Raw genomic sequence first — 13749 nt, 5'->3', positions numbered from 1 at the left:
TAAACTATTTACGAAAAAGGAGGAGACACGATGACTGAGAACGTGAATGAAAAAGACGAACACGGACACACCCCCCTCATCGACGCGGCAAAAGCAGGGGACGTGGGGGCAATCAGCGATCTGGTCAGCCGCGGCGCAGAGATTGACGCCAAAAGCGAAAAGGGGAAAACAGCGCTTCATTACGCGGCAGCCAATGGCCATGCATGGGCAATCAAGGAATTGCTGGCAAACGGGGCCGAAGTTGACCCGCGCGACAGAGATTGGCACACGCCGTTGATGCTTGCAGCCATTTACGGTTGCAACGAGTGCGTTCAGGACCTGCTCAGCTCCGGCGCAGACGTCAGCGCAAGAACCCTGGTGGGAAACTCCGCCCTGATGTACGCGGAGAATAACGGCCACACCGAGACCGCCGAGATCCTGAAAAAGGTTTTGCGCGCCAGACCGCACGCAACGGTGTAGTCGAAAACGAACATATATTTCGCCGTTGCCTAAGGATTTATGACTATATTCACCGACATAAAGGCGCTATGCATCGGCCTCTGGACTACCTGGAAGCATATCTTCCGCCGCCCGGCAACCATCCAGTACCCGGAAGAGAAGCGCATCCCGTATCCGCGCTACCGGGCAAGGATCGTCCTGACCCGGGACCCGGAGGGGGGTGAGCGTTGCGTCGCCTGCTACCTCTGCTCCGCCGCCTGTCCCGTGGACTGCATCTCCATGCAGGCCGCCGAGCGTGAAAACGGACGCCGCTATGCCGCGTGGTTCCGCATCAACTTCTCCCGCTGCATCTTCTGCGGCCTCTGCGCCGAGGCCTGCCCGACCATGGCGATCCAGATGACGCCGGACTACGAGATCTGCAAGCGGGACATCATGGAACTGGTTTATGAAAAGGAAGACCTCTTGATCGACGGCTGCGGCAAGGATCCGGACTACAACTTTTACCGCCACGCCGGGATCGGCGTGGTCAACCCGCGCGGCGGGAATGAAGACGAAAATCCGCCGGTGGATGTGCGGGGATTGATGCCTTAACAACAGGAGCGAGGAACGAGGTTCGAGGAGACCCAAAAAATTTTCCTCGATCCTTTATCCTCGTTCCTCGTACCTCCCGGAGCGATCTTGGAAGCAACACTTTTCTACATACTGGCAGCCGTAGCCGTCATCGCCACCGGCTTCGCCATCACGGAGAAGCACACGGTGCACGCCATCGTCTACCTGGTGACCTCCTTCTTCGCCCTGGCGGTTGTCTTCTACCTGCTCGGCGCGCCGCTGGTTGCGGTTTTCGAGGTCATCATCTATGCCGGCGCCATCATGGTGCTGTTCATGTTCGTCATCATGATGCTCGACCTTGGGCACCCGGAAAAGGTGGCACTGCCAGGCATGCGCGACTGGTGGCCCGCCCTGCTTCTCGGTGGAATCATCCTGGCGGCGATCATCGCCCTGTTAACCGCACAGCAGCAGGCCGTGATCGGAAAACTGCCATATGTGGGCATCAGGGACTTCAGTCGCGTCCTGTTCCGTAAATACGGCATTGCGGTCGAGATAATCTCCATGCAGCTCCTCTTCGCGCTGGTAGGGGCCTTATACCTGGGGAGACGCCGATGAGGATACAAGTTCGAGGTTCGAGGTTCGAGGTTCGAGGTTCGAGGTTCAAGGTTCGAGGTTCAGGGTTCAGGGTTCAGGGTTCAGGGTTCAGGGTTCAGGGTTCAGGGTTCAGGGTTCAGGGTTCAGGGTTCAGGGTTCAGGGTTCAGGGTTCAGGGTTCAGGGTTCAGGGTTCAGGGTTCAGGGTTCAGGGTTCAGGGTTCAGGGTTCAGGGTTCAGGGTTCAGGGTTCAGGGTTCAGGGTTCAGGGTTCAGGGTTCGAGGTTCGAGACCCTCGTTCCTCGATCCTGATTCCCCAGTCCTCTTTCGTTCACTCATTTACTGAAAACAGGCTTGTGCTGAGATGATAGTTCCATTGTTACATGTATTGATTCTCGCCGGGATACTCTTCGTCCTCGGGCTGACCTGTGTTCTGGTCTGGCGAAGCAACATCATCATGATGCTGATCGGCATCGAGATCATGCTCAACGCCGCCATGCTCGCCTTCGTCGGTGGTGCTAACCGGTGGGGGGCAGCTGACGGCCAGGTGTTCGCCCTGATGATCATAGCCATGACCTCCGCCGAGGTTTCGCTGGCCCTGGCGCTGGTGGTCTACCTGCACCGGCGGAAGAAGACGGTGAACGCGGATGAATTCAGTGATATGAAAGGATAACTCAAAGCGTCAAGAGAGAAAAACGAAAGGCAATTGGACGCGGATCAGATCTGAAAAGGCGGATCAAACAAATACCATAAGATTTTGATTCTGTTTGATCAGGTTTGATCCGACTTGTCCGCCTGTACCGTGTCCCATTAAGGTTCTCAATGAAACTTTACATTGCCCTCATACTCCTCCTCCCCCTCCTCGGAGGGGTGGTGAACGCCGTCATCGGCCGGCAACTGCCCCGCCGCATCGCAGAGACCCTCGCCTGCGGGGTGGTGTGGGTGTCGTTCGTCTGCAGCCTGTCGGCCTTCGTCGCCTACCGGGCGCCGCTCAAGGTGGAGCTCGGCTCCTGGCTGGCGGCCTTCGACTTCAAGGCGCCAATCACCCTCTATCTCGATCCGCTCTCGCTGGTGATGGTCCTCATGATCACCTTTGTCTGCGGACTGATCCACGTCTATGCGGTCGGCTACATGGCGGACGACCCCGATTATGCCCGCTTTTTTGCCCTCCTCAACCTGTTCGTCTTCGCCATGCTCGTGCTGGTGCTGGCGGAAAACCTGCCACTCCTCTACCTGGGATGGGAGGGGGTCGGCTTCTGCTCCTACGCCCTGATCGGTTTCTGGTACCGGGAGGAGAAAAACGCCACCGCCGGTCGCAAGGCGTTCATCGTCACCAGGATCGGCGACACCGCCTTCGGCATTGCCGTTGTCTGGATGTTTCAACTCTTTTCCACGGTCTCCATCACTGAATTGAACGGCCTCGGCTTTCTCATGCCGGCCGGGGTGATCACCGCCCTGGGACTTCTGCTCCTCATCGGCGCCATGGGGAAATCGGCCCAGCTGCCGCTCATGGTCTGGCTCCCCGACGCCATGGCCGGCCCCACGCCGGTTTCCGCCCAGATACACGCCGCCACCATGGTGACCGCCGGGGTCTACCTCCTCGCCCGCATGTTCCCCCTCATCGGGGCATCGGCCACGGTGCAGGGAGCCATCGCCTTAACCGGCGGGCTGACCGCCTTCTACGCGGCAAGCTGCGCCCTTGCCCAGCGGGACCTGAAGCGGGTTCTGGCCTACTCGACCATCAGCCAGATCGGCTACATGATGCTCGGGGTGGGGTGTGGCGCCATTACCGCCGCCACCTTTCACCTCCTTGTCCACGCCTTCTTCAAGGCACTGCTCTTCCTGGCGGCAGGCTGTGTCATAACCGCGCTCCACCATGAACAGGACATCTTCCGCATGGGGGGGCTGCGCAGGAACCTCCCCCTCACCTTTTGGCCATTCCTGGCCGGTGCCGTCTGTCTGGCCGGACTGCCGCTCACCGGCGGTTTCTTCAGCAAGGATGCGATTCTCACAGCAGCCTGGGGAAAAGGCGGACTCCTCTACGGCGGGCTCTATCTGCTCGGCCTCTTTACCGCTCTCCTGACTTCGGTCTACACCTTCCGCATGGTTTACCTGGTATTCGGGGGAACGCAACAGATTCCCCCCTTTGAGAAAGGGGGGTTAGGGTGGATTTCTACGGCCGGTCATGGACAAATCCCCCTCAGTCCTTTAGGCCCGCCGTTTGGGTCCCCTTTGTCAAAGGGGGAAGCTCAGCATCTGCACGTTCCTCGCCTGATGGAATGGACCCTCATCCCCCTCGCCCTGTTGGGTCTTTTCGGCGGCATCATCAATCTGCCGGAATACCTGACCGGGGGGTGGCTCGGGCAGTTCCTGGCAACGACCGTCAAGGGAGGCACGACATCGGTTTCCCACGGGGAAGAGCTGGCGCTCCAGGGAATCGCCGCGCTTCTGGCGCTGGCCGGCCTTGCCGTCGTCCATCGCCGTTATGGCGGCGACCGGCGCGAAAAACGGCTTGTCGCAGCAGTGGCGCCGGCGGCAGGGCTGACCGCATTCCTCCTCAACGGCTGGTACGCGGACAGTCTCTACCGGTTCCTTTTCATCCGCCCCTACGAAGCCCTCGCCCGCATCTTCTGGGAACGGGTGGATGAAGGGATGATCGACGATTCACTCGACCGGCTGGCCTTTTTTCTCGGCAAGTCGGGGGAGAGGCTCGGTGCTTGGACCACCGGGAGGGTGTCGGTCTATCTTCTCTCGCTGGCGGCTGGGCTTGGGCTGATTGTGGCATACTTCGCCTGGGTGGTTTTAACGCAGGGTGGGGAATAGAGTGGGTAGAGATGAAAAGAACCTTTCTGCTCTTTGTTGTTCTTGTATTTTTGCCAGCACTTTCTTCCTCTGCGACTCTGAAGCCACCATGGAAATGCCTGATAAATACTGGAACATTTGAGTATTGGTATGATACTTATGTTTTTGGTTATGCAAATAAATATGAAAAAATATTGTTCAACAAACTTAATAATAGATAACGAATCTAAGTAAGACTATGCGGGATCTAGTTGAATTAATTGACTGACATTTGTATCTGAATGGCCAAATCAACTATCAATCAACTACGTCCTTGCTGAAGTTCGCTGAAGCTACACGAATGAAAATTATGAAGACCGAAAGAGAAATAGCAATTCAGATGTATGAGCGCGAACACTCGCGATGGAACCAGTGGGCGCTATTCTTTTTTGGTTCCATTACATCTGTGTTCGTCCTCTATAACCAACTACAGAGTATATTGCCTATTCGCATACCGCTACTTGCTTCGGCATGCCTATCCATTCTCTGGGTATTGGTTGCACAGAGCATCCGTCGAACGACTTGGTCATGGAGACAGGTTATCCTGGAGTTGGAAAGGGACGAGACTGCGGGCAAAGCATTCGAACTTTTTAAACAGAAGGGCAAAAGGTTCTCTGGATGGCGTGATCTAGGTCAGACTTTGCAGCTGTGGCGAGCTGAACCATATCAGAGAGTAACGAGAATTCTCACACTGATAGGCATTCTATCGGCTTTATCGTTCTTGGTGCTGGCAATTATCATTAGGTGCTAACAACGGGCTCCAGCAGATGCGCTTAGCCCAGTTGGTAGCGTAGAAAAAGCAAGGAGGTATAACATGAAAATCATCTTAATGGTGTTAGCCTTTTTTGCGTGTTCGTTTAGTTGCCTTGAGACAAGTGCTCAGGATATTCGCGCGGAAGGACCAAGCGGCAAGAATTGGAAACAGGTTACTGATTTGCATTATATGAATTTCAAAAGTGTCAAAAAAATTGGCTCTGCAACGAATCAAGTGGGTAGAGGGAATAGCGACTTTAGGTTGAGCTTGCCTGCAACCAGATAAGCCATGCAGATCAAGTTGTCAGGATTCCGATAGCCTCGTGCCCGAGTTTTGGCTGATTGAATTAGGCTGTTGATGCCCTCAATGAAGCCGCTAGTCAGGCCGCTTTCAAAATGTGCCAGAATGCCATCCCAATGCTCTTTTACAGATTCGGCCATGTTCTTGATGAGTTGGATTGAGCTTGCGGCGGCTTTCCGATGCCATTTGGTCAACAGGGTTTCTGCCTCCGTTCGGCTTGAAGCAAAATAGACGTTCTGAAGGTTCAGCTTGTGCATGTAAGCTTCCGTACTCCTTAAGCTTTGACTGGTGATAATGGCATCCAGGCGCTGTTCCTCTTCCGGTGTCAGGTTCTCTGGATTTTTGAGGAACAGGTTTCTGCTCTTTTTCAGGATTTCAGGAAATAACCTGGCTTCTTGAGCCCTTATCTTACTAAGCTTATCGTTCATAAGCTTGATGACGTGGAATTTATCGAAGGTGACCACGGCATGGGGCAACTGCTCTTTGACACCCTTTATGAATGCCTTGGACATGTCAATAGCAGCGTCTGTGATGCTATCAGGATCGCCGCCATGTGACTTAAGGTCCGCGACGAAGCTCTTGACTGTTTCGTTGTCCTTTCCCGTCGTGCCGAACAAGAGCTTATGCATGTCGAGGTCGAAGAAGAAGGTGACGAATTTCTCGTCATGACTGCGCCCGGCAAAGGTTTCATCCGCACCGACCCTCTTCACCTCGGAGAAGTCTTCTGCGGCCCTTGCCTTCTCGACATAGGATTGAATCAACCGCCATAGACGGGTATCGGTAACGGCAAACAGCCTGCTCATGACCTTCACCGGCAAATCACGAGCCATGGTCATGGCCAGGGCCTCAAACAGCAGCGTAAATCCTGAGCCTGCGCGAGCCCAGGGTACCTGGACCAACTTCACGCCGCAGTCGCTGTTAGGGCACTTTACCCGTGGAACACGCGCATGAAGGTAGGCTTCGTACTGGAAGAAATTCAGATGCCGCCACTCTTTCTCCGTGGTGTCATGGACTGGTGACAACGTTCCGCAGACCGGACAGGGAAAGGTGGCTCCCCGCTGGAAGTCGATGGTTATGTCCAAACGACTTGACTTCTTGTTGAAGTCAACAGAGGTAACCTTCCACGGGATGGCAATTCCAAGAGCAGCACCAAAAAGATCTTCAGGATTCATAGCGATTACTAACCTCCAGGCTGAGTGATGGTGGCCTATCTTACATCAACCCGGCCCAGGCTACCCACTCAATTCGTCGAGGAGCCAAAAAATTAAAGCTAAGGTTTATCAAATAGAGTTCTGTATTCCCGCATATGGAGGATGGTACTATTGGACAGATCCGGCGGGTGTCAAGGTAGTTGTCGCCTCTGTTGAATTTTTATGCGGCGTCAAGAAGTTCGACTTCCGCCGTTGGTTCAGGGTTAAGATAAACTGTTTCCACTGGCTCCCAGTTTCGGATGTTTTTTGACCAGCGGTTTGGGTTTTGTTGCCGGGCCTTCTCGTATATCTCCCGGCGGTTTAACAGGATGGCTTTCTCCCGGCCGAAGTGGCGATCGTCCGGGGTGACGAAGCGAATGCCGCTGTGCAGATGCTCCGTGTTATACCAAGCGACGAAACCATCAACCCAAGTCTGGGCCGCTGCCAGACTTGAAAAAGGCCGACTCGGATAACCAGGTCTATATTTCATGGTTCGGAACAGCGCTTCTGAGAAAGGGTTGTCGTCACTGACCTGTGGCCTGCTGAAGGAAGGAATTACGCCCAGGCGCTGGAGAGTAGCCAGCATGGTCGCCCCTTTCATCGGGCCGCCGTTGTCGGAGTGAAGAATCAGGCCTTCCGGATTGATGCCGAGCCTGATACAGGCTTTCAGAAACAGCCTGGCGCTATAGTCATTGGATTCTTTTAAAAACACCGTGGACGCTACGATCTTGCGGCTCCAGACATCCATGATCATGTAGAGATAAAAGAACTGCCCAAGAATCGGGCTCTTCAAGTAGGTGATGTCCCATGACCAGACCTGGCAAGGACCGGTAGCCACATGTTCTTTTGGCTTGCGGCTGGTGGCGGGCCGGGAGGGTTCCCGGTGAGTCATCAGCCCATCGTCTTTGAGCACCCGGTAGAAACTCGATTCCGACGCCACGTATATTCCCTGATCGGCCAATTGCGGCACGATCTGTTTCGGCGAAATATCCCGAAACGCCGGGGAGTTTGCAATATCGATGATGTTCTGCCGCTCCGACGGAGCCAGCTTGTTCGCCGGTTCTGCGACTGGCCCATGTCGCCGATCTGCTCCGTCATCCTGGAGATTCCAACGCTGGAACGTGCGAATGCTCAGCCCGATGGCGACAACGGCCGATTCAAGTCTCGCTCCGGAATGGGTTGCCTCTTCAATAAGTTGCCCGATCATCTGCCGTTCCTCTTGTCCGTGGGCTCGTCCTCGCCCCCCCAGATCGATTGGACTTTTTTTTTGAGGATCAAAATCGCGGCGGCCTCGGCCAATGCTTTATCTTTGCGCAGTAATTCTTTTTCCAGTGCATGAATTTTGCGAGTTTCCTCTGATGTTTTTGAGGAAGGCCGAGACGGTTTTTGCAGCCCCGAAAGCATCATGGCGCGCCACTCGCGTAACTGTGCTTCATGAATTCCATTGCGACGCAGGAAGGCGCCAAGTTGATCTTCGGCAACCGTCTCGGCTTCGATGACGATTTTGAGCTTTTCTTCGGCAGACTTGTCTTGTGGGCGCTTTGGGGACATTGTTCTCCATGGTGCTTCAGAAATTGGGGAGTTACCAGATTCATTCACGACATTTGCGTCTCGAAGCCAGCGAGAGAGTGATTGTTGGGGAATTCCCACTTCTCGGGATAGAGCTGAGGCCGAGACGCCATTAGGGCAGGCCATCTTGCGAACCAGGCTGGATTTGAATCCTTGTGTGTATGTCATTATAGATCCTTGCTGCCCCCAGATGTTGAAAAAATACGGGTCGCCGGCTTTTGCCGGTCCCGGTCTTTCGAGCTGAATCGCAAGCTCGCTACGCTCGTTGCAATTCAGCTCGAAAGACCGTGGCTAAACAACCCATCTGAGGCGACAACTATTCTGACACAGGGGGGATCGGATACATTGCGATAGCGGCATGACATGGAGTCTGAATACCAGGACCAAAGAATGGGTTGGACCTTTAACGCCATCTGATTATCATAAGGCTGCTGCTAGCATTGTCTGTAAAAAGAAACAATGAAGAACATGGCGATACTATTGCACTGTTTTAAACTAAAACTAAATAGAATCATATGTTGCTTATTTGGACTGACGATATTTATTGGAACAATCTTTCACCCAGCTGCTTATGCAGAAAAGTCCAACAAGGATCTCCCTCGAAAAATGGCGGTAGCCACATACTACGAGTCGATTCTCAACCAGAGATATGGCATGGCGCTATTAAGCGTTCAAGATCCGAAAAACGAGACCCTGCAAATATCAATGGTCCGAATCACTGATGATCGAATCAAAGAGGTTTTAGGCTCAGGAGTCTATAGAGATGCAAAAAAGGCCAAGTTCAAGAAGATTAAATTTATTGATATCAATCAAAAGGAGACGATTGTCAATATCAGATGAAACAAACTGAAGAATAAATGGTCTGATTGATGTAGGGATATCCCTTGCGGGTATCCGGCGTATCGTTTTCGGATTCCGGGCACCCACAAGGGATGCCCCTACAGGATGATTTGTAATGGCATATAATCCCGAAATACATCATCGCCGCTCCATTCGCCTCAAGCATTACGATTACTCACAGAATGGTGCGTATTTTGTGACATTGTGCTCCTTCGGCCGCGAATGTTGCTTCTCACAGTACCCGGAATTGGCGAGAATTGTGGATAAGGAATGGCAAGGTATTCCGGAGCGATTTCCCAGTGCGGTCATTGATGAATACGTTATCATGCCGAATCATTTCCATGGGATCATCGTTATTGGGGACGGGATGGGAAACAAACCGGAAGGATGCCTGAAACCAGGATACCCGCAAGGGGTATCCCTACAAAAGCAGATCATGGTAGGAAAGGCGGGTTTGGGTAACATCGTCGGAGCGTTTAAATCACTGAGCGTGAATGCGTGGTTGAAGGTCATCAAGTCAAGAGAGATCAACGCCAGGGGTAAGTTCTGGCAAGACAACTACTACGAGCACGTCATTCGCAACGAACAGGAGTTGAACCGCATCCGCACCTATATTGCCGACAATCCGCTGCAATGGGAATCGGACTGGGAAAATCCCGTGAATCATGGCCGTACAGACATGAAACAGTCTGACGAATGGATGGTCTGATGTAGGGATACCCCTTGCGGGTATCCGCTTTACCTTTTTGCCGATTCCGAGCACCCGCAAGGGGTGCCACTACAAGGAATTACATGCTAAACGACTACCCAATTCTGACAATCCTCACCTTCCTCCCCCTTGTCGGGTGCCTGCTCCTCGCGCCGTTTCGGAAACGGCCCGAGGTTGTCCGCCCCATTGCGCTCGGGATCGGCCTTCTGGAACTGGCGCTGGCCAGCTGGCTCTACGTAACGGCCACATCAGCCACAACGAGGCTCCGCTCCTTTTTTCTGCTGGAGGACCTCCCCTGGATCGAACGGTTCGGTATCCGCTACACCCTCGGCCTGGACGGCATCAGCCTCCTCATGGTGATCCTCACCGCCTTTATCACCCTCGTCGCCATGATCGTCTCCTGGCAGAGCATTAAGGAACGGGTGGCGCTGCACTACCTACTCATCCTCGTCATGGAAACCGGCATCATGGGGGTCTTTCTCTCCCTCGACCTGTTCCTCTTTTACCTGTTCTGGGAGGTGATGCTCATCCCCATGTTCTTCCTCATCGGCATATGGGGGCATGGCCGCCGCATCTACTCGGCGGTGAAGTTTTTCCTCTACACCCTGGCAGGCTCGCTCCTCATGTTGCTGGCGATTATCGGCCTCTATCTGATCCATGGGGCCCAAAGCGGCACGTACACCTTTGCCCTGTCTTCCCTGCTCCATACACGGATTGCGCCGGACATGGGCTGCTGGCTGTTCGCTGCCTTTCTCCTCGCCTTCGCCATCAAGGTGCCGCTCTTCCCGGTACATACCTGGCTTCCCGACGCCCATACCGATGCACCAACCGCGGGGAGCGTGATCCTCGCCGGCCTGCTTCTGAAGACCGGCGCTTACGGACTGATCCGTTTCGGCTATCCCCTCTTCCCGGCAGCGGCTAAGGCCGCCACCCCGATCATCTTCACCCTGGCGGTGATCGGCATTATCTACGGCTCGTGGATTGCCTATGCGCAAAAAGACATGAAGCGGCTGGTGGCCTATTCCAGCGTCGGTCACATGGGGTTCGTGGCTCTCGGCATCGCTGCCTGGACGCCGGTGGCGCTGTCCGGCGCGGTATTGCAGATGGTCAATCACGGGGTGACGACCGGCGCCCTCTTCGCCCTGGTGGGAATGCTCGACGAACGGACCGATACGCGGGAAATCGCTGCCTACGGCGGACTGTGGGGCAAGGTGCCGGTTTTCTCCTTCTTCTTTCTCCTCTTCGCCATGGCCTCTGCCGGACTTCCCGGTCTCAACAATTTCGTCGGCGAGTTCCTCGTTCTCACCGGGAGCTTCCGCGTTACCCCGTTGGCCGTGGTGTTTGCCTTCAGCGGCATCGTCCTGTCACTCGTCTACACGATACGACTGGTGCAGGAACTGCTCTTCGTCGAGGAACGGCAGACGCTCGCTCTGGCAGACCTCTCCCTCCGCGAGGGTGGCTTGCTCTTGGTGCTGGCGCTGATCGCCGTCTATCTGGGGATTCACCCGGCACCGTTGCTGGAGCTGATCAAAGTCCCGGTGACATTGCTGACAGGGAACCCATAGTTTTTGCCGGAGTTACAGAAGCACTGTTTTTTGCCTTACTTTGTAATTGTTAACGATTTGCTGATTTAACCTGGAAAAAGCATTTTAACCACGAATTTCACGAATGTGCACGAATATACAAGCTCTTGTCATGCAGAAGGCACTCACCAGATCGGTGACTACTCACGACTTGACAAGGGGTTAAAAACATTCGTGTTTATTCGTGTCATTCGTGGCTAATTGCAGTTTTTGGATTTAACGGAGTTCCTAAATGACCGTGGCCGATATCTGGATAATCATGCCGCTCGCCATCCTTGCCGGTGCTTCACTGCTGATACTCTTGCTCGGCGCGGTCGTACCGGGACGCTACGGCACGGCTGTCGGCGTTGCCGCCTGCGTTGGCGCTGCGCTCTGGGCACTCCAGTTGCAGCCGGCGGCGCTTTCCCAGACTCTCGGCGTGGCATTTACCCCCTTTGCCCGCTTCTTCACTGTGCTCTTTTCCCTCACCGCCGCCGCAACCCTGCTCCTCTCCCACGACCACAACGTGAGGCGCGACATAAGCGGAGAAGAATACCCGGCCACCGTCATCTTCGCCGCCTTCGGCATGGCTGTGGTCAGCGCATCCGCCAACCTGCTGATCCTCTTCCTCGGACTGGAGGCCCTCACCTTCGCCTTCTACATCCTGGTCGCCATCGATCTCAACCGCGCCGAATCGGCCGAGGCCGGACTCAAGTATCTCCTTCTGGGGGCCATCTCCGCAGCCTGCATCGCCTTTGGCATCGCACTTCTTTATGCCGCAGCCGGAACCCTCGCCATTCCGGAGGTCGTGCGCCTGACGCTTTCGGCCGGTGCTCAAGACCCCATCGCCCTGGCCGGGTGGGGACTGCTGCTGATCGGCATCGCCTTCAAGATCTCCCTGGTTCCGGCCCATCATTGGACGCCGGACGTCTACCAGGGAGCACCGACGCCGGTGGTCGCCTTCCTCTCCACCGCCTCAAAGGGTGCCGCCATAGCCTTCCTCCTGCTGCTATTACCTTCCGGCAGCGGGTTTAAAACCCTCCATACGCCGCTCTGGTGGCTGTCTCTTCTCTCCATGCTGGTGGGGAACCTGGCCGCACTGCTGCAAACCAACCTGAAAAGGATGCTTGCCTATTCTTCCATCGCCCAGATGGGATACCTGGTGCTGGCGCTCCTCACCGGCAGCAGTGAGGGCTTTGCCGCTGTAATTCTCTATGTGGTGGTGTACACGGCCATGAACCTGGCCGCCTTTGGCGCCGTGGCATCCCTGACGGAATCGGTTGGAATGGAGAATGTGGAGGATTATCGGGGGGTCGGCTACAGCCGGCCGTTTCAGGCAGGGATATTGGCCCTTGCCCTGTTTGCCCTGGCGGGTATCCCGCCGACTGCCGGCTTCATCGGCAAGTTCTTCATCTTTTATGCCGCCTTCAGGGGCGGAGAAATTCCGCTGGCAATAGTCGGCATCCTGGCGGCGGCAGTCTCCGCTTACTACTACCTGCGGGTGGTGGTAAACCTCTACATGCACGCCGGAGATGCGCCTGAATCGCGGAAATCGGCATCCATGACGGAGTCCATCGCCCTCTCCGCCGCAGCACTGGTAATTCTCGCAGTGGGCATCTATCCATCTCCGCTCCTCAGGCTGATCGACTCCATCCTCCGCTGACCCTGTTGACCTTCCCGTGCAGCAACCTTTTTGACCATGGGCATGAGCAGCCATTGTCCTTGACTGCGCCGTCACAATTGGAAATCTTCAATAAAGATTTTCATTGTATTTTATCCGTGATATAAGTTGGACGGTTTGATTGATGGAATCAGTAGTGATAGCGACAGGCGATAACGACAATCTCACTTTCTTCCACTTGGTATACAAGGCGATGTTCCCTGTCAATCCTGCGGGACCAGCAACCGGCAAGCTGAAAACGGAGGGGTTCTGGTTTTCCTGTTCCATCAAAAGGGGTTCGCCGAATTTCTTCAAGAAGCGCCAAGATCCGTTCGGCCTGGCGTTTATCGGTCTTAAGCCAATAGCGCAGGTCGTCGAGAGCAGTCGGTGTGAACGTAACATTCATAGCCCAAGAGTATCCATGGGGGTTCGCTTGCCGGACCGTGCCTCTTCAAGAGATTGCATTAGCCGTGCTGCATTAGCAGGACTGGAAAGCAGATATTCGCTTTCCATAATGGACTCGTAGTCTTCAAGGCTTAACAGGACTACATTCTCTCCCTTACGACGCGTGATCAGGATCGGTTCGTGGTTGCTGCAAGCTTCGTCCATGACGTCCTTAAGGGCATGACGTGCTTCGCTGTATGTGATTGCATGCATGATGACCTCCAAAATGACAAGATATTGTACAATAGCATGCAAAGGCTATATTGGCAAGAAGAACGGATTGTTAGAAAATTGCGGCATCT

The 13749-nt window shown here is 54.6% G+C and carries 15 protein-coding genes; 11 read left to right on the top strand and 4 right to left on the bottom strand.

Features of this window, described 5'->3' with window-relative positions:
* Nucleotides 1-30 precede the first annotated feature (30 nt).
* The 7 genes from GURA_RS01665 (at nt 31) to GURA_RS25485 (ending at nt 5170) form a co-directional block, all read left to right on the top strand.
* Entirely contained in the window at nt 31-459 is a 429-nt protein-coding gene (locus GURA_RS01665; RefSeq protein WP_011937266.1) for an ankyrin repeat domain-containing protein, read from the top strand.
* 39 nt (nt 460-498) lie between these two features.
* Complete coding sequence (nuoI, locus tag GURA_RS01660) at nt 499-1029, top strand: NADH-quinone oxidoreductase subunit NuoI (RefSeq protein WP_011937265.1); 531 nt, start codon at nt 499-501, stop codon at nt 1027-1029.
* 87 nt (nt 1030-1116) lie between these two features.
* Nucleotides 1117-1602, top strand: coding sequence for an NADH-quinone oxidoreductase subunit J family protein (locus GURA_RS01655; RefSeq protein ID WP_011937264.1), 486 nt, complete (start codon nt 1117-1119; stop codon nt 1600-1602).
* Nucleotides 1599-1946 carry a hypothetical protein gene (locus tag GURA_RS23145; RefSeq protein WP_198134507.1) on the top strand — a complete coding sequence of 116 codons (348 nt, stop codon included), beginning with the start codon at nt 1599-1601 and terminating at the stop codon, nt 1944-1946. The genes GURA_RS01655 and GURA_RS23145 overlap by 4 nt, the downstream gene beginning before the upstream one ends.
* The gene (nuoK, locus tag GURA_RS01650; protein ID WP_011937263.1) at nt 1943-2251 is read left to right on the top strand and encodes an NADH-quinone oxidoreductase subunit NuoK; all 309 of its coding nucleotides are present in this window, start codon (nt 1943-1945) and stop codon (nt 2249-2251) included. Before GURA_RS23145 ends, nuoK begins: the two co-directional genes overlap by 4 nt.
* Before the next feature lie 149 nt (nt 2252-2400).
* Nucleotides 2401-4401, top strand: coding sequence for an NADH-quinone oxidoreductase subunit L (gene nuoL, locus GURA_RS01645; RefSeq protein ID WP_011937262.1), 2001 nt, complete (start codon nt 2401-2403; stop codon nt 4399-4401).
* A gap of 319 nt (nt 4402-4720) precedes the next feature.
* Nucleotides 4721-5170, top strand: coding sequence for a RipA family octameric membrane protein (locus tag GURA_RS25485; RefSeq protein ID WP_041245213.1), 450 nt, complete (start codon nt 4721-4723; stop codon nt 5168-5170).
* A 233-nt stretch (nt 5171-5403) separates the two neighbouring features.
* Here the strand turns inward: GURA_RS25485 and GURA_RS01635 are convergent, their stop codons facing one another.
* Both GURA_RS01635 and GURA_RS01630 read right to left on the bottom strand, forming a co-directional pair.
* Entirely contained in the window at nt 5404-6645 is a 1242-nt protein-coding gene (locus GURA_RS01635; RefSeq protein ID WP_011937052.1) for an ISL3-like element ISGur7 family transposase, read from the bottom strand.
* 199 nt (nt 6646-6844) lie between these two features.
* A protein-coding gene (locus GURA_RS01630; protein WP_085949352.1) for an IS3-like element ISGur5 family transposase occupies nt 6845-8400 on the bottom strand; the annotation gives its coding sequence in 2 pieces (ribosomal slippage) (nt 6845-7923 and nt 7923-8400; 1557 coding nt in all).
* Nucleotides 8401-8838: 438 nt separating this feature from the next.
* Between GURA_RS01630 and GURA_RS24035 the strand changes: the two genes are divergently transcribed.
* From GURA_RS24035 to GURA_RS01605, 4 genes are all read left to right on the top strand, one after another.
* Entirely contained in the window at nt 8839-9072 is a 234-nt protein-coding gene (locus GURA_RS24035) for a hypothetical protein (protein ID WP_157046103.1), read from the top strand.
* A 115-nt stretch (nt 9073-9187) separates the two neighbouring features.
* Complete coding sequence (locus GURA_RS01615) at nt 9188-9781, top strand: transposase (protein ID WP_011937258.1); 594 nt, start codon at nt 9188-9190, stop codon at nt 9779-9781.
* An 83-nt stretch (nt 9782-9864) separates the two neighbouring features.
* Complete coding sequence (locus GURA_RS01610; RefSeq protein ID WP_011937257.1) at nt 9865-11346, top strand: complex I subunit 4 family protein; 1482 nt, start codon at nt 9865-9867, stop codon at nt 11344-11346.
* Nucleotides 11347-11596: 250 nt separating this feature from the next.
* Nucleotides 11597-13006, top strand: a complete 1410-nt coding sequence (locus GURA_RS01605; RefSeq protein ID WP_011937256.1) for an NADH-quinone oxidoreductase subunit N — start codon at nt 11597-11599, stop codon at nt 13004-13006.
* Between the two features lie 148 nt (nt 13007-13154).
* Here GURA_RS01605 and GURA_RS01600 read toward each other — a convergent pair whose 3' ends face one another.
* Both GURA_RS01600 and GURA_RS01595 read right to left on the bottom strand, forming a co-directional pair.
* The gene (locus tag GURA_RS01600) at nt 13155-13409 is read right to left on the bottom strand and encodes a Txe/YoeB family addiction module toxin (protein WP_011937255.1); all 255 of its coding nucleotides are present in this window, start codon (nt 13407-13409) and stop codon (nt 13155-13157) included.
* Nucleotides 13406-13660, bottom strand: a complete 255-nt coding sequence (locus GURA_RS01595; RefSeq protein ID WP_011937254.1) for a type II toxin-antitoxin system Phd/YefM family antitoxin — start codon at nt 13658-13660, stop codon at nt 13406-13408. The genes GURA_RS01600 and GURA_RS01595 overlap by 4 nt, the downstream gene beginning before the upstream one ends.
* Nucleotides 13661-13749 lie beyond the last annotated feature (89 nt).

This window comes from Geotalea uraniireducens Rf4 (genome assembly GCF_000016745.1).
Lineage (GTDB): Bacteria > Desulfobacterota > Desulfuromonadia > Geobacterales > Geobacteraceae > Geotalea > Geotalea uraniireducens.
This window is presented reverse-complemented; position numbering and strand designations above follow the sequence as displayed.